16 protein-coding genes are annotated in these 22,008 nt (G+C 39.2%); 7 read left to right on the forward strand and 9 right to left on the reverse strand.

The genetic code is table 11. The features are described 5' to 3' along the window. A complete protein-coding gene (gldD, locus tag EWU23_RS11035) occupies positions 1-594 on the forward strand; it encodes a gliding motility lipoprotein GldD (RefSeq protein WP_166232119.1) in 594 nt (197 codons plus the stop codon). A 60-nt stretch (positions 595-654) separates the two neighbouring features. Beyond that, positions 655-3,156 (forward strand): replication restart helicase PriA, encoded by a 2,502-nt coding sequence (priA, locus tag EWU23_RS11040; RefSeq protein ID WP_166232121.1) that lies wholly within the window; start codon positions 655-657, stop codon positions 3,154-3,156. On the opposite strand, the gene EWU23_RS11045 is transcribed toward priA, so the two are convergent. The 4 genes from EWU23_RS11045 to EWU23_RS11060 form a co-directional block, all read right to left on the reverse strand. After that, positions 3,157-3,888, reverse strand: a complete 732-nt coding sequence (locus EWU23_RS11045) for a nitroreductase family protein (protein WP_205753168.1) — start codon at positions 3,886-3,888, stop codon at positions 3,157-3,159. Between the two features lie 35 nt (positions 3,889-3,923). Further along, complete coding sequence (locus EWU23_RS11050) at positions 3,924-4,850, reverse strand: DUF5050 domain-containing protein (protein WP_166232125.1); 927 nt, start codon at positions 4,848-4,850, stop codon at positions 3,924-3,926. A gap of 83 nt (positions 4,851-4,933) precedes the next feature. Further along, on the reverse strand, positions 4,934-6,709 hold the full coding sequence (locus EWU23_RS11055) for a RagB/SusD family nutrient uptake outer membrane protein (RefSeq protein WP_166232127.1): 1,776 nt from the start codon (positions 6,707-6,709) through the stop codon (positions 4,934-4,936). 33 nt (positions 6,710-6,742) lie between these two features. After that, positions 6,743-9,997, reverse strand: a complete 3,255-nt coding sequence (locus tag EWU23_RS11060; protein WP_166232129.1) for a SusC/RagA family TonB-linked outer membrane protein — start codon at positions 9,995-9,997, stop codon at positions 6,743-6,745. A 264-nt stretch (positions 9,998-10,261) separates the two neighbouring features. Here EWU23_RS11060 and EWU23_RS11065 point away from each other — a divergent pair, with 264 nt between their 5' ends. Together EWU23_RS11065 and obgE are read left to right on the forward strand one after the other, a co-directional pair. After that, complete coding sequence (locus tag EWU23_RS11065) at positions 10,262-10,831, forward strand: adenylate kinase (protein ID WP_166232131.1); 570 nt, start codon at positions 10,262-10,264, stop codon at positions 10,829-10,831. A 19-nt stretch (positions 10,832-10,850) separates the two neighbouring features. Then, positions 10,851-11,939, forward strand: a complete 1,089-nt coding sequence (gene obgE, locus EWU23_RS11070) for a GTPase ObgE (RefSeq protein WP_166232133.1) — start codon at positions 10,851-10,853, stop codon at positions 11,937-11,939. Here obgE and EWU23_RS11075 read toward each other — a convergent pair. From EWU23_RS11075 to EWU23_RS11095, 5 genes are all read right to left on the reverse strand, one after another. Next, the gene (locus EWU23_RS11075; protein ID WP_166232135.1) at positions 11,936-12,841 is read right to left on the reverse strand and encodes an SDR family oxidoreductase; all 906 of its coding nucleotides are present in this window, start codon (positions 12,839-12,841) and stop codon (positions 11,936-11,938) included. The genes obgE and EWU23_RS11075 overlap by 4 nt on opposite strands. A gap of 17 nt (positions 12,842-12,858) precedes the next feature. Beyond that, a complete protein-coding gene (gene hemC / locus EWU23_RS11080) occupies positions 12,859-13,785 on the reverse strand; it encodes a hydroxymethylbilane synthase (RefSeq protein ID WP_166232137.1) in 927 nt (308 codons plus the stop codon). Between the two features lie 2 nt (positions 13,786-13,787). Then, positions 13,788-14,921 carry a DNA polymerase III subunit gene (locus tag EWU23_RS11085; RefSeq protein WP_166232139.1) on the reverse strand — a complete coding sequence of 378 codons (1,134 nt, stop codon included), beginning with the start codon at positions 14,919-14,921 and terminating at the stop codon, positions 13,788-13,790. Between the two features lie 27 nt (positions 14,922-14,948). After that, complete coding sequence (locus EWU23_RS11090) at positions 14,949-16,079, reverse strand: putative sugar nucleotidyl transferase (RefSeq protein ID WP_166232141.1); 1,131 nt, start codon at positions 16,077-16,079, stop codon at positions 14,949-14,951. 72 nt (positions 16,080-16,151) lie between these two features. Next, positions 16,152-16,397 (reverse strand): type B 50S ribosomal protein L31, encoded by a 246-nt coding sequence (locus EWU23_RS11095; RefSeq protein ID WP_166232143.1) that lies wholly within the window; start codon positions 16,395-16,397, stop codon positions 16,152-16,154. Between the two features lie 518 nt (positions 16,398-16,915). Here EWU23_RS11095 and EWU23_RS11100 point away from each other — a divergent pair. The 3 genes from EWU23_RS11100 to EWU23_RS11110 all read left to right on the forward strand — a co-directional run bounded on the left by EWU23_RS11100 (position 16,916) and on the right by EWU23_RS11110 (position 22,004). Then, entirely contained in the window at positions 16,916-19,363 is a 2,448-nt protein-coding gene (locus tag EWU23_RS11100; protein ID WP_166232145.1) for a ribonucleoside-diphosphate reductase subunit alpha, read from the forward strand. Positions 19,364-19,453: 90 nt separating this feature from the next. Then, positions 19,454-21,046, forward strand: coding sequence for a glycosyltransferase family 39 protein (locus tag EWU23_RS11105; RefSeq protein ID WP_166232148.1), 1,593 nt, complete (start codon positions 19,454-19,456; stop codon positions 21,044-21,046). Between the two features lie 4 nt (positions 21,047-21,050). Further along, positions 21,051-22,004 carry a glycosyltransferase family 2 protein gene (locus tag EWU23_RS11110; protein WP_166232150.1) on the forward strand — a complete coding sequence of 318 codons (954 nt, stop codon included), beginning with the start codon at positions 21,051-21,053 and terminating at the stop codon, positions 22,002-22,004. Positions 22,005-22,008: the final 4 nt, after the last annotated feature.

Consider the following 22,008-nt stretch of genomic DNA (forward strand, 5'->3'; position numbering starts at 1 on the left):
ATGCGCCACTGGATATCCATCGTAGTTGTAAGCTGGTTTTTCCTTGCCTGTTCAGATAAAACGGCTGAACAGAAGGCTGATTTACCTCGTCCTAAAGGATACAATCGAATTATTTTGCCAAAAGCTAAGTATCAAGATGTGGAAAAAGGCCACCCTTTTACTTTTGAAGTATCCCAATATGCCCAAGTGATGCCAGATACTGTTTCATGGGCAGAGCCTCATTGGTTATATATTTACTATCCTCAATGGCATGCTTTTATTCAGTTGACCTACAAGCCTTTGAACAAGGATCAAAAGAAATTGGCTAACCTAATCAACGATGCCTATATTTTGGCCGCTAAACATCAAGGTAAGGCCCGTGGAATTCAGGAGTATGTGATGACAACCCGCTCAGGAAGAAAGGCCGGAATCATCGAGTTGGATGGAGAAGTGGCCACTTCGTTTCAGTTTTATACCACGGACAGTCTTAATCATTATTTGAGGGGAGCTGTTTATGTTAAAACGGCAACACAAAATGACTCACTGGCTCCAGTCATACAATTTTTAAAAAAGGATGCCATGCATCTCATTCAAACCTTGCAATGGAAACCTTAATTTTTTAGGTTAAACCAAGGTTTGCCAGTCCACGAATCTTTCCTTTTCTTTGTAGCTAGCATGAACGAGTCAACAGCATTGTCGTCTTCAGAGGAATCAACGGTTTTTGTGGATGCCTTAATCCCTATACCCATACCACGATATTTTACGTATCGAGTACCTCGGGTATGGTCAGATTTAGTGGATGCAGGGATACGAATTGTGGTACCATTTGGATCCTCCAAGGTTTTAACTGCAGTCATTGTTCAGGTTCATCATCAGCCACCTAAGCAATATCAAGCAAAATATATTTTAGAAATATTAGATGATAGTCCTTTAGTTACGGCTTCTCAAATCAAATTATTTCATTGGGTAGCGGATTATTACATGTGCTATCCTGGAGAGGTTTTTCAGATTGCCTTACCTGCAGGACTGAAAATATCCAGTCAATCCAAAGTACAGATCAATCCTGCTTATTCAGTTGAAACAACCTTGAATGAAAAGGAACAACTGATTTTTAATGCGATTCAAGAAAAGGGATCCATGTCATATGATGAAATAGCTCAATTGGCTGAATTGAAGAGCCCTTATCACTTGATTAAATCTTTAGTAGGCAAGCAAGCCATATTGATCTTTGATGAATTGAAAGATCGGTATACGCCTAAGGTGATGCGTAAAATTCGTTTGGCAGTACCATACGAAGAAAAGGAAAAATTAGTAGAGCTAATTCAGCAATTGGAATCCAAGCCTAAGCAATTGGCCATAATTTTACATTACCTTCAGTTTATTCCTGTTTTACGAAATGCCGAAATCAATCAAAAGGGTCTTGAAAAATCTAGTTTTTCTCAAGCGGAGCTGTCTGAAAGTTCTTTGCAAACGTTGATTAAAAATCAGGTTTTTGAAAGTTTTGAGGTGGTTGTTTCTAGATTTGGACAAGATGCTGAAGATTTTATTCCAGCGGTATTTGATTTGAATCAAGCTCAGAACAAAGCTTATCAATCCATCTTGAATCAGTTTCGGGAAAAAGATGTCGTTTTATTGCATGGCATCACAGGAAGTGGAAAAACAGAAATTTATATTAAACTGATTCAAGAAGCGTTGGCCAATGGTAGTCAAGTGCTTTATTTATTGCCTGAGATAGCCCTAACCACCCAAATTGTGCTGCGCCTCAAACGAATTTTTGGAGAGCAGGTAGGCATTTACCATTCTAAGTTTTCAGATAATGAGCGTGTAGAAGTTTGGAAATCTATCGTAGAAGGAAAATATCCATTCGTGGTGGGTGTACGTTCTTCTGTCTTTTTGCCTTTTTCCAATTTGGGTTTAGTGATTGTGGATGAGGAACATGAGTCTTCATTTAAACAAGTAGACCCGGCTCCCCGGTATCATGCTCGTGATGTAGCGATGGTCTTGGCCAGACAGCAGGGAGCCAAAGTCCTTTTAGGCTCAGCAACTCCTTCTATTGAGTCCTATTTTCAAGCCAAAGAGGGCAAATATGGTTTGGTAACGCTCAAGGAACGCTTTGGAGCTGCATCTTTGCCTCAAATAACCCTATTAGACACCAAGTATGCTCAAAAAATGAAGCAAATGAAAGGGGGCTTTTCGGTCGATTTGATTGCTGCTTTGGAGGAAAATTTCAATCGTGGAAAGCAAAGTTTATTGTTTCAAAATAGGCGAGGCTATTCTCCTTATATTCAATGCCAGGATTGTGATTGGATTGCTACTTGTAATCAATGTGATGTCAGTTTGACTTTTCATGCCCGAGATCAAGAGTTGCGTTGCCATTATTGTGGATATCGGGAAGGTTTATTAAGGCGCTGCGCTGCCTGTGGAAGTACGCAATTGAAGACTATGGGCTATGGTACTGAAAAATTAGAAGAAGAATTACAGCTTCATATGCCAGATGCGCGTATTGGTCGGATGGATTTAGATACCACTCGTTCGAAAACGGCATTTACCAGTTTATTAGCAGAAATAACTTCTGGTAATATCGATGTTTTGGTTGGAACTCAAATGGTGGCCAAAGGATTGGACTTTGAAGGATTATCCATGGTGGCCATTTTTGATGCTGATAAGGTGATTAACTTTCCAGATTTTAGAGCACATGAGCGAGCATTTCAATTGATTTGTCAGGTGGCAGGTAGGGCAGGAAGAAGAGAAGAACAAGGACACGTATATATTCAGACCAATCAGCCAACACATCCCATCTTTGATCATATTTTGCAAAACAATTTTGAAGCTATGTATGCGGAAGAAATCGTGGAAAGAGAAGGATACCATTATCCTCCCTTCAGTCGATTGATTAAATTGACACTGAGAAATATGGAGGCGGCTCGGGTAGAACTGGCTGCGAGGCATTTGGGAGCAGCATTAAAAGAGAAATTTGGCCATGGTCGAGTACTAGGCCCTGAAAAACCTTTGATTGAAAGAATTAGAAATCAATTTGCCATGGAGATATTGATTAAAATCGAGAAAGGTTTGGCATTATCGAAATTTAAAGAAGCCTTGAGAGAGGAAATAGATATTCAATCTTCCCATTCGGCTTGTAAGGGTGTTCAAATCATTATCGATGTCGATTGTTTATAATCAACGTTTGAAAACCACCTCATCTAGCGGTAAACGATTTCTTTTGCCATAAATTCCTTCTTCGGTTCCTTTGCCAACCGCCACGATCATGTTGATTTCGGCTTCATTGGGAAGATCTAAGGCCCTTTTAACTAAATTGGCATCAAATCCCTCCATAGGGCAGGTATCAAACCCTTCAGCGGCAATAGAAAGCATAAATGTTTGTGCAGCTAGGGCACATGATTTATGTACCATAACTCGCTGATCTGCCAATCCAGCAAATCGCATGAAAGGATTATTAAATCCTTTGACAAAAGTAATACCCCTTCTAATTAAGGTACTTAATCCCAGGATATCCGTTCGATACAATATGGGCATTAAAATGCCATAATAATCCAAGGCTCTTTTTTCAGACTTGCTAGGTTCACCTGTCATAGACGCTTTAATCTTGTCTATGTTCCATTGAGCATGTTTTTTCCAATGATCTTGCCTAGTAACGAATACGACTAAATGAGCAGCAGTTCGTGCGGCAGATTGACCTAAACAGAGTTTTTTATATTGAGCTTTTTCTTCTGGACTGCTAATCCAATAAAATTCCCAAAGTTGCATGTTGCTACTATTGGGGGAAAGAATGGCACGTTCTAGACTTTTTTGAATGACTTCATCAGGGACTTGAATAGCTGTATCAAATCGCCTGTTTGATCTTCTTTTTAGTACTATTTCGTCAAATGCTTGTGATAGATTCATCGACATATATTTCGATATAAATATACACAATTACGTGATGATTAGGGGTTTTTGTCTTCTAGCTCATAGCGAACATAGGCAAATTTAGAGCCATCTGGTGACCAGGATGGGACATTGATACTACCTTGTCCTCCATAAAATTCTTCTGTTAAATCTTGAATTTTTTTAGATTTCAAATTCAATAATCGAAGTTTTACTTGATGCCCAAAGGGGTGACCTTGTTTTTGATCTTCTGTATAACTGATCACAACTGCTTCTTTACCATTGGGTCTAATATGGGCAAACCAGGTTGAGTAGGCATCAAAGGTCATTTGTTCAGGATTACTTCCATCATGATGCATACGCCAAATTTGCATTTTCCCAGAGCGGAATGAGTTAAAATAGATGTATTTTCCATCAGGACTATATTCTGGGCCATCATCCAGTCCTTCTTCTGTAGTGAGTCTAATTTCTGCTCCGCCTTGGGTATCCATGGCATAGATATCGTAGTTTTTGTTTCTTTCTGCACAGTAGACCATGGTTTTGCCATCAGGAGATATTCCATGCCAATAGGAGGGGCCTTGGTTGGTAAGTCGAATGGGTTGTCCACCTTGACTAGCTACTTTAAAAATGAGAGAACCACTGATTCCTGAACTTGGGTCAGAACTAGAAATGTACAGTGTTTTTCCATCAAAGCTATATCCGTGATCATTATTGCATTTCTGAATACTACCTGTGGGAATTTGACCTAATTTAGTGCCGCTTGGACTGATTTTTTCTAATAAGCCCAAACTATTGATGAGCAAATGTGAGCCATCGACGGACCAATTGGGTGCTTCAAAATGGCGATGCTCTTTGAGGATTTCGGTACTTTTTTTTGTTTTTACATCAAAGATGTGCAGAGAACTAATGACACTTTTGCCGGAAGGAACTTGTGAAAAACAAGTCCAGCTAATACATAGTAAAGCGAAGATAAATGGATATTTCATAGTAGTAATATTTGATGTGAAAATGTACAAAAAAAAAGTCAGGACTTCTGTCCTGACTTTTTTAAATAACATGAAATAAACGACTAGTAGTTGTTTTGTTTCAATGTTGGTTTTCCGTCTTTCTGAGAGTTTAATATCTCATCATTTGGTAGAGGGAAATACTCATTTTTACCAGTAGTGAATGTTTTTCCAGCTAAGTAACCTCTCTTGGTGTAGGTTCTTCCTGCCATATCAGTACCATTTTTAGCTTCTTCAGCCATGTATTTGTTTAAGTAAGGAGCAGCAATTCCCCAACGAACTAAGTCGAAGAAACGGTGACCTTCCATAGCAAATTCTAAACGGCTTTCCATACGAACTGCATTCAATGCATAATCTTTTCCTTTAGCTTCGAATGTGCCAGTAGGATAAGGATTAACAATATAAGTAACAGTTGGATCTTGTACAGAACCATTCTTAACACGATTACGGATAATGTTTACATAAGTTTCAGCACCACTTAAGTTGCCTAATTCTGCTTCACACTCAGCTAACCATAAGATCACCGAAGATAATTTTAATAAACGGTAGTTGTTATTAACTGCACGTTTAGAAGTAGAGTGAGTTGAGCTACCTTCATCAGCTAAGTAGTACATCCATTTTTTACCTGTATAAGGACCAGAATAGTTTTGGTCACGAATCCAAGGGAAACCTGGCATTGGACCCCAATCCAAGAATTGAACGCCACGACGACCTACTGTCCAGTCTAAACGAGGGTCAACTGGAATAGATTTATTCAAGTTGAATTCAACTGTTGCTGAACGAATACCTTGATCGTTTGGAAGGTCAACTTGGTTGTAAGTATCTGCTGTTCCATCCGCTTTATCTCCAATTAATGGTAGACCATCAGAAGAAGTTTTGAATGCATTTACCAAGTTTTGAGATGGTAAATAGAATCCGCAACATCCACGACCTGGAGCATTGGCAGCATATGGCCAGTTCAAGTTATCACCAGCATTACCGTTGTTACCAGTTGAACCATCATTGATTGAGAATTCAACTTCGAAAATTGACTCGACGTTATTGTTAGTCGTATTTCTGTAGTTATCGTGGTAGTTAGTTACTAACTTCTTACCAGAGTTTTTGTACACATCTTCTAACAATGTTTTAGCAGCAGCCCATTTCTTTTGGAAAATGTAAACTTTAGCTAAATAGGTCATTGCAGCCCATTTTGAAGCACGACCTTTTTGAGCTTGAACAGCTGGAAGGTTTTCCATTGCAAATTTGAAATCTGCCTCAATATTTGGCCAAATGTCTTTATCATTTGGAATTTTAGTTGAGTTTGGATCATCACGCTTGTAAATAGTTTCATCGATGTATGGAATCATGTTCCACATCTTTTTACCTTCAAAATGATAGTGACCACGTAAGAAACGAGCTTCAGCTACTACTTGAGTTCTTTCAGCATCAGTCATGTCTTTTACGTCAGTACTTTTTGCTAAAAGGATAGCCTCGTTGGCACGAGCTACACCATCATACGTGTGTTGCCATTTTCCTAAGAAATAGGTGTTGTCAGACAACCAGTTGAATTGCTCGATAAAACTTTGTTCTGGTTGGTCACCAGCATCCGTTCCTTTAACAGCATCACCTGAAGTGATACCACCAAATACGTAATTGGAAATAGTTGATTGACGACCCGTATTACCAGCACCAACGCCGTCTAATAATGAGTATGCTCCAATCAATAATGCATTCACTCCATTCTTGTTGCTCAAGGAGGTTAATGAAGCCGCTCCTTGTGGCTGAATGTCGAAGAAACTATCCGAGCAAGAAGTGCTCAGTCCGACGGTCGCTACTAACGCGAATATGATTAACTTTTTCATTTTTTTATGATTTATTTTCAAATGATATCTAGATTAAAATCCTACTCTTAAACCAACATTGTATGATTTAGCCACAGGGAATGAACCTTCATCAATACCCATGTGGATATCTTGATTGTCATTACCTGAAGTTCTCAAGTTGATATCTGGATCTAGGCCTTTGTATTTACTAAATGTGAACAAGTTTTGACCTTGAACATACACTTGTAAAGAGCTTAATTTTAACTTCTTAGTAATGCTAGATGGTACCGTGTAAGTCAATTGGATGTTCTTGATACGAGTATATGATCCATCTTCAACGAAGTAAGTAGAAATCTGCTGACTGAATGTGTCATTTGAGTTCAAACGTGGCAATTGAGCTACGTCACCTTGTTTCTTCCAAGAGTTGTATAACATATCCTTAGAACGGTTTCCTTGGAATGTGTTAAAGTCTGTCCAGTATTTCAAGTAGTTGAAAATTTCATTTCCTTGAACACCTTGAGCAAATACAGTTAAGTCAAAGTTTTTGTAACCTACGTTTAAGTTTAAACCGTAAGTAAAGTCAGGGTGAGGGTTACCGATGATCGTTTTGTCATCTGCCGTAATCTTACCATCACCATTCACGTCTCTGAATTTGAATACACCTGCACGAGTATAACCAGCGATTTGAGTCGCAGAAGCTGCTTCTGCATCATCTTTGATTACACCATCCACGATATAACCGTAGAATGATGCGATTGGTAATCCAGCTTTAGTAACTGAAATTGAAGGAAGACGAGTTGAGAATCCAAAGATTGTAGCCTTAGGATCATCGTTCAACTTCACTACGTTGTTTTTGTATTGGCTATACTGACCTGAAATCGAGTATCTAACGTCACCAATTTGGTTACGGTAAGTTAAGTTGATATCAATACCTGTATTGTTTACTTCTCCAATGTTTACGTAAGGAATAGATGCCGTTCCAGCTGTTTTTGGAATAGGTACCTGAGTTAACATGTCTGATGTAGTACGAGTGTACCAGTCAAATGCGATATCCAATTTGTTGTTGAACAAACTACCATCGAAACCAATGTTGGTAGATGTGTTAGTTTCCCAACGTCCAAATGAGTTACCAAACTGAGCAATATCAAAACCTGCAGCAATGGAGTTACCAGAACCAGAGATATCATATGCGTTGTTGTTTGGATCTGGAGTAAACAATGTATAAGCATTGTATACGTTTGGAATCAACTGGTTACCAGTTTTACCCCAACCAGCACGTACTTTCAAGTCGTTGATGAAAGTCAAATCTTTCATGAAAGCCAATTCTGTCAAACGAGCACCCACAGAGAATGCAGGGAACGTACCATAACGGTAAGCAGAAGAGAAACGAGATGAACCATCACGACGTAAAGTAAAGTCAGCCAATAAGAAATCCTTATATGAGTAGTTTACTTTTCCGAATTGAGAGAACAAAGCTGTTTGAGTCGCACCTGATCCAGCATTGGATAAACCAGCAGCAGAACCATTGTTCAAGTAACGGTAAGATAAATCATCGAAAGCAAAGTTTGAACGAGCAGCATTGAAACCAAATGAATAGGTAGAAACTGCTTCAGTACCTACTAATACGTTGAACGTATGATCGCCAATCGTTTTAGCATAATTCAAGGTGTTATACCAAGTTACAGCACGATCGTATGAGTTAGAAACAGTTAAACTGTTGGATGATCTTGGCTCAGCAGCTTCGATATCACGGTTGAAATAAGCCGACTGGTTGTAGTTATTGTATTCAAAACCTAAACTAGTACGAGCTTTCAAATCTTTGATGATTTCATATTCTAAGAATACGTTACCAAAAATATGGCTACCTTTTGTAGGGTTATCTTTCTCTCTCCACTGACGAGCAAATGGGTTAGGAGCATTACCTAAGTTAGATCCACGAGAACCAGCAAATCCATTTAAGTCAGATGAGTTAGTACCACCTAAACCTACTGGACCACCCGTGATATCATATACTGGGATGATTGGTTGGATACGAATCGCAAACATAATTGGGTTGGATTCGTTGTTGTTACCTGAAGGCACACCTACTTTTTCATCATAAGATACAGTAAAGTTCTCACCGAAAGTCAAGCCTCCTTTTTTGAACTCGGTGTTAGCACGAACAGAGTAACGTTGGTAGCTAGTATATTTCAAAATACCATCTTGGCTGAAGTAAGAACCTGAGATCGCATATTTACCATTTTTTGATCCACCTGTAGCTCCAATTTGGTAATTAGAGATTTTAGCTGGTCCAAAAATAACATGTTGCCAATCAGTACCTTCTTTATTTGCTTTAGTAATGTTCCAAGCCGTTTTACCTAAGTTTGGATCATTGATATCATTGGTATACGTATAGTTAGCTGGTAATGTACCATATACGTTAGGATATATATAATCAGCGATAGTTTGAGTACCATCAGCACCGAAACGGTATTGAGCCGAAGGAGAAGTTCCAGCAGCCTTACCTGCACCGATTTCAGACTGATAGTAATACTGACCTAATTCTTTTGTGTTCAATAAGTCCAACGTTTTACCAACATCTTGTGTACCTGTGTACATATCAAAGTTGATTTTTGGCTCACCTTCACCACCACGCTTTGTTGTGATGATCACAACACCATTCGCAGCACGTGCACCATAGATAGAAGCCGCAGAAGCATCTTTCAATACTTGCATTGACTCAATATCACTTGGGTTGATTTGGTTCAAAGTACCTTGAGTGGGAACGCCGTCAATTACATACAGTGGACTGTTGTTGTTAATCGAACCAAAACCACGTACACGAACCATGGTACCACCACCAGGAGAGTTGTCATTACCCACTGTCACACCCGCCGCACGGCCTTGTAACATTTGAGTAACTGAAGCGGAAGGAACAGCGGTTAATTCTTTCGAACTAACAACGGCTACCGCACCAGTGATGTCTTTTTTACGTTGTGAGGCATAACCTGTTACAACGATTTCGCTTAATTGGCTTACATCTTCATCTAATGAGATACTGATGGATGATCTGTTTCCTACTGGAACAGTTTTAGCCACATAACCTACTGAACTAACTGTCAATTCAGCATTGGCTGTTTTTACTGTGATGGAGAATGCTCCATTACCATCGGTTGTTGTTCCGGTGGTAGTACCTTTAACTAAGACGGATACTCCTGGAATACCGTCGCCTTTAGCGTCTTGTACAGTACCAGATACTTTTCGGTCCTGACCCCAAGCTACCCATGAAACGGATAACATTAAAGCCATTAAGAAGACCACTCTGCTTACGTAGAAATTTGTTTTCATTTAGTAAAAGATTTGAGTGAAAATTTGATTTTGTCGATAAAAAATAGCCTTTTATCCACTTAATCGCCTGCAAGTTAGGCCATACAAATTAAAGATTAGCACATATAGCTAAAAAATTTTCACTTATTTGATATACCTTTCTTGAACTCAGTAACTTATATAAGAAAGGTATATTTTAGATAAAGGTGGTTTTATCCTTTGGCATTGATTACCTTTGTCCTTCAATTTTTATTCTTGTTTAACAGTCAACCATTTACATTTTTTATGTTAAATCTTGTACTATTTGGGCCTCCAGGGGCTGGAAAAGGAACTCAGTCAGCCAAATTGATTGAAAAATATGGTTTAATTCATTTATCCACAGGAGATTTATTACGGGCTGAAATTACCGCTGGTACTGATTTAGGTCTTGAAGCAAAAAAATTAATGGATCAAGGAATTCTCGTTCCAGATTCTGTGGTGATCGGAATGATTGAGAATAAATTGAATGAAAATAAAGGGGCTGCCGGATTTATTTTCGATGGTTTCCCTAGAACGGTAGCTCAAGCTGAAGCTTTGGATACTTTATTAGAAGGTCATCAATTATCCATCAAGCACATGATTTCCTTGGAAGTAAACCAAGAGGAATTGACGCAACGTTTATTAGAACGCGGAAAGACTTCGGGAAGACCCGATGATCAAAACGAAGATCTAATTCGTAAAAGAGTACAAGAATATGGAGAAAAGACGGCTCCAGTTGCCGGATACTACGCTTCCCAAGGAAAATTCCAAGGAATTGATGGTATAGGTGAAATAGAAGAAATATTTGGACAAATTGTCCGCATCATTGAAGGTTAATAACCTTGTATCATACCTTATGACATCCAATTTTATAGATTACGTAAAGATAAACGTCCGCTCCGGTAGAGGAGGATTTGGATCGTCCCATTTTCGCCGTGAAAAACACGTGCCTAAAGGAGGACCCGATGGAGGAGATGGCGGAAGAGGTGGACATATCTATTTGGTTGGTAATTCTCAACTTTGGACTTTACTTCATCTGAAATACCAAAAACACATTATCGCAGATAATGGCAAAGGTGGAGAAGGTGGAAGAAGATCTGGGGCCGAAGGCGAAGATATTTACATCGAAGTTCCACTTGGAACCATCGTAAAAGATGCTGAAAGCAACGAGTTTTTAGCAGAAGTGACTGAAGAAGGACAAAAGATATTATTACTTCCAGGGGGAAGAGGAGGCATGGGTAATACCCATTTTAAATCTTCTACTAATCAATCCCCTCGCCATGCTCAACCCGGAGAGGAAGGGCTGGATCGCTGGGTCATCATGGAATTAAAAGTATTAGCCGATGTTGGTTTAGTAGGTTTCCCCAATGCAGGTAAATCCACATTACTTTCAGTTCTATCAGCCGCCAAACCTGAAATTGCCGATTATCCATTTACTACATTAGTTCCTAATCTAGGCGTGGTTGCTTACCGCGATTATAAATCTTTTGTGGTAGCCGATATTCCTGGTATCATCGAAGGAGCTTCCGAAGGTAAAGGTTTAGGTTTACGTTTTTTACGTCATATTGAACGAAATTCAATCTTATGTTTTTTAATTCCTTCCGATGCCAAAGAATGGGGTAAAGAATACGAGATTCTTTTGGGAGAATTAGAGAAATATAATCCAGAACTACTTCAAAAACAGCGTGTTTTGGTCGTTTCCAAGATAGATATTTCGATTCCAGAAATGCAGGAAGAAATTAGAGCTACTTTGCCTTCAGATTTGCCAGTGGTATTCATCTCTTCCATAACTCAGGAAGGTATTCAAGAATTGAAAGATGTACTTTGGAAAACCTTACAAGAAGAAAATGCGAAGTTTCAAGCAGAATCCTTAGTAGCTAAATCTACTCAAGAGGAAAATGATTTACCTTTATTGGAAGAAGACAGGCCTTTATTGGAAGATTAAGCGCGAATTTGTTCCGCTACGATAGCAATTCCCTCATCAAAACTCCTAGGCTGATATCCTAGGAGTTTTTTTGCCTTGTCCAAAATAAATCCCGTTCTAGGAGGTCTTTTGGCCGCTTGTTGAAATGTAGAAGAATCGGCCTTTTTTATTAAATCTAAGGGAAGCTGGAAGAAATTAGCCGTTTTGATAGCCATTTCATAAGGGGTTAAGAAATCAGAACCTGAAATATTAAATATACCCTCTGCTTCTTTTTGGGCAATTAACCAGCAGCCAATCGCTAAATCTTCGGCCAGGGTAGGGGTTCGGAATTGATCCGTAACGACTTGGATGGATTTACCTTCTTCTAAAGATTTTTTCACCCATAAAATAATGTTGGTACGGCTCATATCTTGAACAATACCAAAAACAAGGACCGTTCTAGCAATCGCCCAGCGAATGGAAGATTCCTGAAGCAATTTTTCTGCGGCTAGTTTACTTTCTCCATAAATGGAAATAGGATGCGGTTGTGCTTCTTCATCATATGGGCCAGCAGCTCCGTCAAAAATGAAGTCAGTAGATAAATGACACATAAACGTGTCATGCGCTTCACAGGCTTGGATTAAATAATGGACAGCTGTGACATTCAATAGTTCACAACCTGCTGGATCCACTTCACAGGTGTCTACATTCGTCATGGCCGCCGTATGAATTAATACGTCAGGTTGGTATTCCTGAAAGACTTCCATTACCTCTTTTTCTTGGGTTATATCCAAGGATACATAGGTGTAGCCTGAATTTGACACAAGACGATTGGGGCCTTTAGCTGTTGCTATTAAGTCAATGTCTGCCTGCTTGACGAGCAATTGGACTAATTTTTGACCTAATAAGCCATTGGAACCAGTAATTAAAATTCTCTTTTTCATGCGAAATTTCAACAAGATTATGGATTTAACTCTGCCCTAATGGCTTGTAGGATTTTTCTAGCACCCGAATTTACCAAATCTCTTGCTAAATGTTCGCCTAAAATTTGAGGATGAGTACCAATTTGCGTGAATTCTATTTTTTGTTGACCATTTAAACTTAGCACTCCGCCCGTTAAGTGGAGCGAATTCTCATGTAAAATAGCATGTCCATATACAGGAACACTACAGCCGCCCTCTAATTGAAATAATAGACTTCTTTCGGCCAACAGGCATTTTTCCGTGTCTACATGATTACATGCGGCCCTAATTTGTTCTTTGAGGCTGGGATTCAAATTAACGGCACACTGAATGGCTACAGAGCCTTGTCCTACCGCAGGAACAAATTCAGAGATAGCTAAATGTTGCGTGATATACGCACTCATATCCATGCGATGAACCCCTGCATAAGCGAGCAGCATAGCATCACAAGTGCCTAGCTTCAATTTTTCTAAGCGCGTTTGTAAATTGCCTCGCATTTCCACCGCCTCATGTTGCGGATAGAAATGCTGTAAAAATGCTCTTCTTCGAGTAGAAGAAGTACCAATTTTTAATTTTTTATCTGTTTGTAAATGAAGACTAGGGTCTAAACTAAGCACCACATCATGTGCCGCTTCTCTTTCCGTGTAGGCTATTAATTCTAAATCTTCGGGTAGAAGAGAGGGTAAGTCTTTGGCGGAATGTTGGGCAATATCAATTTCCCCCTGTCGGAGCATGATCTCTAGCTCTTCCGTAAAAACACCTTTAGAGCCTATTTTGGATAAGGAACGATCTAAGACTTGGTCACCTTTGGTACTGATGGCCATCAGTTCATAGCTAAATCCAGCCTTCTCTAATAAATGACCAATATGATTTGCTTGCCAAAGAGCTAATGCTGAATTTCGGGTTCCAATTCTAATATGCTGCATGATTAGGCGTTTTTTTGTGCATGATATATGCGAACAAATTGTAAGGATAAGTCCAAATGAACCATTTTGGCTCTAGCGTTTCTTTCCAAATGGTAGTGAACATCCGAAACTTTATTGGACATCTGTTCTATTTTTTTTTGACTTAAGGTCTTGGAAAAATTATCGATGAATTTCTTTTCCTTTTCTAGTGATTTTATCAACTGAGGCGTCTCAGATATTTGGTATAAACATTGCCTAAGTACATGTAGGCTATATTCCAATAAGCCTTTTTGGTCTTCTTTGGCAAACCCGTCAAACTGATCCGCTAAAATGACCAATTTACTTAAGTTTTTGGAATACACCGCTCGCATCCATTCCGCAAACCAGGTAGATGTGCTTAGGTTCTCTGTTTTTGACTTTTCTAATGCCCAAGAAATGTTCCCTTCTGCACTTTGGGCTAGTTGTAATGCTTTTTCCGAGTCAATAGCGGATTGTTTTACTAAAAAATCGGCCAATACATGTTCTTCCACCGATGGGATTTTTACTCGTTGGGTTCTAGATAGGATGGTGGCGAGTAATTTTTGGGGCTCAGAACAAACCAGCAAAAACAAGGTAGTCGATGGAGGTTCTTCCAATGTTTTTAATAAGGCATTTCCAGAAGAGGCATTTAAAGATTCTGGATTCCATAAAATAACGACCTTAAATGGAGCCTCAAATGGCTTTAAGCTAATTTTGGGAATTAATTTTCGGGTTTCTTCCACAGGGAAATTGCCTTGTTTATTTCCTTCTGCTCCCAAATAAACGAGCCACTCGGGTAAAGTTCGATACGTTGACTCGGCTATGAAATTTCTCCACTCCGGTAGAAAGATATCAGATTCGGGCTCTTTTACTTTTTTAGTAACAATGGTAGGAAATAAAAACACCAAATCGGGATGAACCGCTCTTTTCATTTTTTGACAACTCGCGCATTCTCCACAGGCATCATCCCCTTGTCGATTCGTACAGAATAAATACGTGGTAAATGCTAAGGCCAAGGCTAATTGTGGACCTCCATATGGACCATGAAACAATTGAGCATGCGCAATGTGCTTATTTTGCACGGCTGCACTCAATGTTTTTTTGATATCAAATAAGCCCGGAATATCCTTAAAAAGCATGCCTTTTGGAATGAGTAAACGAAAAGGCTAAGTTCGGAAAGAAGCCTCCTCTTTCCAAATTTCTTCCATGACCTGAGCTAGATTTTCAGGAATTGCTTGCTGTTTTAAGCTAATCCATTGGCTAGCTACTTGTTTCGCCTTTTCCATTTGATAAGTTTGAACCTTTGGATATTCTCCCCAAGTGAAAGAAGGAATGAATTTGGGTAAGAAACCCTGACTACTAATATTCGTATGGCAACCGATGACACTCCCAGTATTGAATTTACTATGAATACCTGTCGTCACAAAATCCCCCATGATGAGACCTAATGCCTTTAAACCCGTATTCCGTTGTTTACTTTGGCTATAATCAAAGATAGAAACGGGCTTTAAGTCGTTTTTTATATTGGAGTTGCTGGTAAGTGCTCCCATGTTGACATATGAACCGATGACAGAACTTCCAATATATCCTTCGTGTGCTTTATTGCTGTAAGGAAAAAAGATGGAATGATTGATTTCCCCACCTACTTTGCAGCCAGGGCCTATGGTAGTGTTGGGTCTAATTTTTGCTCCCAGATTGGTGGATGAGCCTTTCAAAAAGGCTGCGGGCCCTTGTATGATGGTTCCCATTTGCAGGTTGACCTCTTCTCCTATATAGATAGGTCCTTGGCTGGCATCCAACATACATCCTTTCAATTGGGCGCTTGGATGTATATAGCAATTGGTTGGGGCTAATATGATATTCCCTAAAGCTTGGTATTTCTCAATATCAAAAGGTGCAGGCTGTATTTCATGACGTAGGACTGCGGCTTGATGTACTAATAGATCTTCTGGATGCTGAATCCATTGAGCCTTACCTATGTATTCAATTTTGTTTTTAGCCAAAGAAAGAGGGGTTTGATGTTGGCCTTGTTCAGTGGTGAAGGCGAGCACTTGATTTCCTTGAACTAAGACGGAATTTGGATTTAACTGACGGATGGCTTGGGTAATGTCGGCATCCGGGATTAAGGAGCCTAATATTGACATTTGAGCAGAAGGATGAGGTAGGGGATAAGCCTTCCATTTATCCTGTATCGTGCTGGTGCCTAGCCACAACTGATCTAAAGATCGATAGTAGCTTAGGGGTCTCATTGCTTGAACAAGGAGAGGGTCATTAAAGAAGTTGACGTTTTCCAGCATGAGGCAAAAATACAATAAAAAAGCCTCCTTGAAATAAGTTCGAGGAGGCCAAGGTAATGTTTTTTGTTTGGATTAGTTTTTCTGAGCGTAACGCTTGTTGAATTTATCCACACGACCAGTAGTATCTAATAACACATTTTTACCTGTGTAAAAAGGGTGTGATTGAGAAGAAACCTCAATTTTAAATACTGGGTAAGTAGCTCCTTCGAATTCAGTTGTTTCTGTTGTATTAACGCAAGAACGAGTTATAAACTTGTAATCTGCTGATAAATCGTGAAATACAACCTCTTTGTATTCTGGGTGAATGTCTTTTTTCATGTTGGGTAGTAAAGTGACGATTCCCTGCCGTCTTGTTGTTTTATAAAGAAACCTATGGGATGCAGGTTTACGTAATTCGGGATGCAAAATTAAAGATTTAATAAGGAAATCCAAAAAAATGCATAACAATTTTTCAGGGTTTTTGCCAATAATTGAGAGCTTAAAAAAATCTTAAAAAATATTTTCTGGTACTTTTCAAAGACGCAGATGTCGTAACGAATTGACATGAGGTTAATTGAATGTTGTATTTCAAATAAGCCTTATTTTTTTATTTTTTTTGGAGAAAAAATAGTTTGCAAGCGGTGTTCTTTTTTTCTAATTTTACGTAGTGCCCAACCCCCCAAGGAGTATGCAATCCTTGGATGAAGTTAAAGCTTAAAACAAAACCGCCAACCATTTTTCAAGTGATATTTGCTTGAATGTTTTAGATAAGAAATTTTCTAGAATGGGAATCTTTTGTGCTTTAACAAGGTTGTAACTTGAATTATATAGACGCTAATTTTTCTAATATATAAAGTATGTACGTAATTAAAAGAGACGGTCGACGTGAATCTGTTAAGTTCGATAAAATCACAGCAAGAATTGAGAAGCTTTGCTATAGCTTGGATCCCTTTTTTGTTCAGCCTCTAGAGGTTGCTAGAAAAGTGATTACAGGGCTTTACGACGGGGTTAAGACCACGGAGTTGGATAACCTAGCAGCTGAGACAGCGGCTTCGTTAACCACCAAGCACCCTGACTATGCTGTTCTGGCAGCACGTATCGCTATCTCTAACCTACACAAGAACACATTGAAGTCCTTTTCAGCTACGATGAAGCGCTTGTATACGTATGTAGATCCGAAAACGGGACAAAACGCAGCACTTCTTTCTAAGGAAATCTATGATATCATTAAGAAGAACGCAGTGGAGTTGGATGAAGCCATTATCTATGACCGCGATTTCGGTTATGATTATTTTGGTTTCAAAACATTAGAGAAATCTTATCTATTAAAATTAGAAGGGCAAATCGCTGAGCGTCCTCAGCACATGTTGATGCGTGTAGCTGTAGGTATCCACGGTGCGGATATTGCTGCTGCTATTGATACATATAATTTATTGTCGGAGCGCTGGTTTACTCACGCTACTCCAACCTTGTTTAATGCAGGTACTCCAAAGCCTCAAATGTCTTCGTGCTTCTTGTTGACAATGCAAGATGATTCCATCGAAGGGATTTATGATACCTTGAAGCAAACGGCTAAGATTTCGCAATCTGCTGGTGGAATAGGTTTAAGTATCCATAATATTCGCGCCACAGGATCTTACATCAAGGGAACCAATGGTACATCCAATGGTATTATCCCTATGTTGCGTGTATTTAATGATACAGCACGTTATGTAGATCAAGGAGGAGGAAAGCGTAAGGGATCATTTGCGATATATCTAGAGCCTTGGCATGCCGATGTGTTTGACTTTTTAGAATTGAAGAAAAATCACGGTAAAGAAGAAATGCGTGCGAGGGATTTATTCTATGCGCTATGGATTCCTGACTTATTCATGAAACGTGTAGAGGAAAATGCCGAATGGTCATTATTCTGCCCTCATGAGTGCCCAGGACTTTCTGATGCCTACGGTGAAGAATTTGAAGCTTTGTATGAAAAATATGAATTGGCTGGAAAAGCTAGTCAAGTAGTGAAAGCTCAAGAATTGTGGTTTAAAGTATTGGAGTCACAAACAGAGACAGGTACACCATACATGTTGTACAAAGATGCCGCCAATAAAAAATCAAATCAAAAGAATTTAGGTACCATCAAGTCGTCTAACTTATGTACAGAAATCATGGAGTATACCTCCAAAGATGAGGTAGCTGTATGTAACTTAGCTTCTTTGGCATTGCCTAAGTACGTTCGTATGAACGAGCATGGTGCATTGGCTTTTGATCACGATAAATTATATGAAGTAACCAAGGCAGCAACTCGCAATCTAAATAAGATTATCGATGTGAACTATTACCCAGTACCGGAAGCAAGAAATTCTAACTTGCGCCACCGTCCTATTGGATTAGGGGTACAAGGCTTGGCCGATGTTTTCATCATGTTGCGTATGCCATTTGAGTCAGAAGCAGCCAAACAATTGAATAAGGATATCTTTGAAACGATTTACTACGCATCCATGGAAGCATCGATGGAGCTAGCGAAAGTAGAAGGGCCCTATTCTACTTGGGAAGGTTCTCCTATCTCCAAAGGTATTTTCCAATTCGATATGTGGGGAGTAACACCAGAATCAGGTCGTTGGGACTGGGAAGCACTTCGCCAATTGGTGGTTGAAAATGGAGTTCGTAACTCTTTGTTAGTGGCTCCTATGCCAACGGCTTCTACTAGCCAGATTTTAGGAAACAATGAGTGTTTCGAACCATATACATCGAATATTTATGCACGTCGTGTGTTATCGGGAGAGTTCGCTGTCGTGAATAAACACTTATTAAAAGATTTAATCAAATTGGGATTGTGGAATGAGAGTATGAAGAACAAGTTAATCTCTGCGAATGGCTCGGTTCAAAATATTCCTGAAATTCCTCAAGACTTAAAAGAGTTATACAAAACCGTTTGGGAGATTAAGCAAAAAACTATTTTAGAAATGGCCGCTGACCGCGGAGCTTATATTTGCCAATCACAAAGTTTGAACATTCACATTCAAGATGTCAACTTTGGTAAGTTAACATCCATGCACTTCCACGCTTGGAAGCTTGGTTTGAAAACAGGTATGTATTACCTACGTACTAAAGCTGCTGCCGATGCCATTAAATTCACCATCGAAAAACAAGCAGAAGTGGCAATTGAACAAACAAATAATGTGCATGAATCAGAAATGCAGTATGCGAGACAGCAAGCCGCATCTGCTGCTTCATTCACCGAAGCAGAATCGCAAAATAGAGCCGATATGACTTGTTCTTTAGATAATCCTGAAGCATGTGAGGCCTGTGGTTCTTAATCAAAAGCTGTTATTCAGTTTCAAATGGTGTGTAAAATCACTTGATGGTAACATCAAGTGATTTTTATGTTTTCCAGCTAAACGTGTTCGATGAAAAATAAAGGCCTTTTTGTTTTGAGTTTTTTTGCTTTGATGCTCTTGGCATTGGGCTTAAGAACCTATCATATTGGCCAATTTGGCTTGTTTGGGGATGAAAAACAAAGTGTACTCTTAGCCGTTGGTAATACCAATTTTGGCGGCATGACCGATTTGCTGGCCCCACCTAAAACATTTACTCCAGAAGATTTTTGGAAATCAAGAGGGATTAAAGCTTGGCTAGATGCCGATGCCCGAGGTGATGTCAGTGGAAATAGCTTAGTTCACGACATGATGCTCAAACTCTTTGCCTTTTTATTTGGCAAAGAAGATGGTGTCCTGCGTTCTGTTTCTGTCTTATTTAACATGTTGACACTTTGGCTCCTTTTTTATTGGGCCAGAAAAATTCGCCCACAAGCAAAAGGTTTCCCCATCCTCATATTAGCTTTAGCCGTCATTGAACCCTTCTTTGTGATATATAGTCAACAAGCCAGAAATTATACCACCAGCATTTTTTTCACCACAGCCTCTAATTTCTACTTCTGGTCGGCCATGCAAGCTGAAAACCAGCAAAAGAGCGCTCGAAAAAAATGGATTATGTGGATGCTCACTAGTTTGGCAGCTTTATTTAGTACCTACTTGACGGCCTTGGTCTTTGTGGGTCAAGTGATTTTCTCTTTACTACAAAGAAATACCTGGCGATTCTGGCAAAAACATATTTTGAGTGGCATCATCGTCATCATTCCATTTGGCTTATGGATGGTATGGGGGCCAGGACAGTATTTTTTGGCGTACCAAGCCGATGCCGCCAAACAATACCGAGAATTTTTGGAGCAAAGTGGCCCCATTGCTGGTTGGATAGAGCCTGCCAATGCCAGTAATTTATTCAAAAGAACCGTTTCCATTTTGTCGGACCAATTTTTGTGGACCAATGACCTGTATGTTCGTCATGGATTTAAAATAGGAGCCATTTGTTTATTGCTTTTGGGAGCTGGGGTGTTTTCTTGGTTGAAGAGCCTTCCTAAAGACGCTAGGTCCATTTATATATTCGGAATCATACAAATTGTATTTCCCATATTGGTATTAATTTTTTCGGCAGTAAATGCTGGTTCCACAACTGGCTATTTCTTGCGGTATGCCAGTTTTGGATTACCTTTTGGGCTATTTATATCCCTTGGCTTGGCTGAGTATGCATTCCAACAAGTAATCTGGATTAGGATAGTGGCTAGTATATTTTTATTCATTCAGGTGAATTATTTAGTGCAAATATTTTTGCCACTTTATTCGGATAAAGCACAGAAATACACCTTTGCCCATGATAGGAGATCTAACCCCTATATTGAAATTGCCCAACAGGTCAAACGGCTGTACCAGCCAGGTGATACCGTGATTTATCCTTCAAAAATGAATAATTTTTTGAATTCAACACACTTGCAAGTTCGAGCTGCCGATGTCAGTGATGCTCAATTAACCAATGTGTACTTTGAACCCACGGATTTATTCGTTCAGAAAATAGATACCTTAATTCAAGATTCCGTGCTTTTAAAGAAAAAAAATGGCAGAAGATTGCTTATTTTTGACTTCAAAAAAGGGAAATATAGATATTAGACGCATGACAAATGGAATTCCCCAGGTATCCTTCGTGATTCCAGTTTATAACGAGGAAAGTAATTTACCCACCCTTGTAGAGCGATTGACCAAGATTATGGATCAATCCAAAATAACGCTAGAAGCTGTATTGATTGACGATGGTAGTCGAGATAATTCACGAGCCATGTTAAAGCAATTGGCCTTAGCAGACCCTCGCTTTCATGTTGTATTATTATCCCGTAATCACGGACATCAATTGGCACTAACTGCTGGATTATCCGTAGCTCGTGGCTCAGAAGGTGTATTTGTTCTAGATGGCGATTTGCAAGATCCACCTGAATTATTGGAAGAGTTTTATGCCAAACACCAAGAAGGCTATGAGGTAGTTTATGCCGTTCGAGAGAAAAGAAAGGAACCTTGGTATAAGCGCATGGCTTATTTTATTTTCTACCGAATATTGAAGAAAATAGCCAATGTCGATATTCCTTTGGATAGTGGTGATTTCTCTTTTATGGGAAGAAAAGTAGTGGATATTTTAAATCAAATGCCAGAAGAAAGCCGATTTATTCGAGGCATGAGAACTTGGATAGGGTTTAAGCAAGTAGGTATCTCATATAATCGTGAAGAAAGGGCTTTTGGAGATTCTAAATACACCTTTTCCAAACTAGTCCAATTGGCATTAAATGGAATTTTCAATTTTAGTGAATTCCCTATCAAATTTGTCTCTTCAGCAGGTTTCTTGGCCATTGCCTCTTCTTTATTGTATTTCTTTTATGTGGTCATCAAGAAATTATTCATTGGTCAAGTAATCGAAGGGTTTACCTCTCTATTATTTGTTATCATTTTATTTGGAGGTATTCAATTATTAGCGATTGGGATTTTGGGAGAATATATATTACGCATCTTTTTTCAGTCAAAAAGTCGTCCGAATTACATCATTGACCAAGAAATTTGTGAAGGTAAATTATTAAAATAGAAAA

It is taken from the genome of Aquirufa beregesia (genome assembly GCF_011090385.1).
In the GTDB taxonomy this organism is placed as follows: Bacteria; Bacteroidota; Bacteroidia; order Cytophagales; family Spirosomataceae; genus Aquirufa; species Aquirufa beregesia.

Coding starts and splice junctions, on each gene's coding strand:
- EWU23_RS11045 (WP_205753168.1), bottom strand. CDS start 3,888: ATGTCGATGAATCTATCACAAGCATTTGACGAAATAGTACTAAAAAGA.
- EWU23_RS11090 (WP_166232141.1), bottom strand. CDS start 16,079: ATGCTGGAAAACGTCAACTTCTTTAATGACCCTCTCCTTGTTCAAGCA.
- gldD (WP_166232119.1), top strand. CDS start 1: ATGCGCCACTGGATATCCATCGTAGTTGTAAGCTGGTTTTTCCTTGCC.
- EWU23_RS11055 (WP_166232127.1), bottom strand. CDS start 6,709: ATGAAAAAGTTAATCATATTCGCGTTAGTAGCGACCGTCGGACTGAGC.
- EWU23_RS11100 (WP_166232145.1), top strand. CDS start 16,916: ATGTACGTAATTAAAAGAGACGGTCGACGTGAATCTGTTAAGTTCGAT.
- EWU23_RS11060 (WP_166232129.1), bottom strand. CDS start 9,997: ATGAAAACAAATTTCTACGTAAGCAGAGTGGTCTTCTTAATGGCTTTA.
- priA (WP_166232121.1), top strand. CDS start 655: ATGAACGAGTCAACAGCATTGTCGTCTTCAGAGGAATCAACGGTTTTT.
- EWU23_RS11050 (WP_166232125.1), bottom strand. CDS start 4,850: ATGAAATATCCATTTATCTTCGCTTTACTATGTATTAGCTGGACTTGT.
- EWU23_RS11095 (WP_166232143.1), bottom strand. CDS start 16,397: ATGAAAAAAGACATTCACCCAGAATACAAAGAGGTTGTATTTCACGAT.
- EWU23_RS11105 (WP_166232148.1), top strand. CDS start 19,454: ATGAAAAATAAAGGCCTTTTTGTTTTGAGTTTTTTTGCTTTGATGCTC.
- EWU23_RS11085 (WP_166232139.1), bottom strand. CDS start 14,921: ATGCTTTTTAAGGATATTCCGGGCTTATTTGATATCAAAAAAACATTG.
- EWU23_RS11075 (WP_166232135.1), bottom strand. CDS start 12,841: ATGAAAAAGAGAATTTTAATTACTGGTTCCAATGGCTTATTAGGTCAA.
- obgE (WP_166232133.1), top strand. CDS start 10,851: ATGACATCCAATTTTATAGATTACGTAAAGATAAACGTCCGCTCCGGT.
- EWU23_RS11065 (WP_166232131.1), top strand. CDS start 10,262: ATGTTAAATCTTGTACTATTTGGGCCTCCAGGGGCTGGAAAAGGAACT.
- hemC (WP_166232137.1), bottom strand. CDS start 13,785: ATGCAGCATATTAGAATTGGAACCCGAAATTCAGCATTAGCTCTTTGG.
- EWU23_RS11110 (WP_166232150.1), top strand. CDS start 21,051: ATGACAAATGGAATTCCCCAGGTATCCTTCGTGATTCCAGTTTATAAC.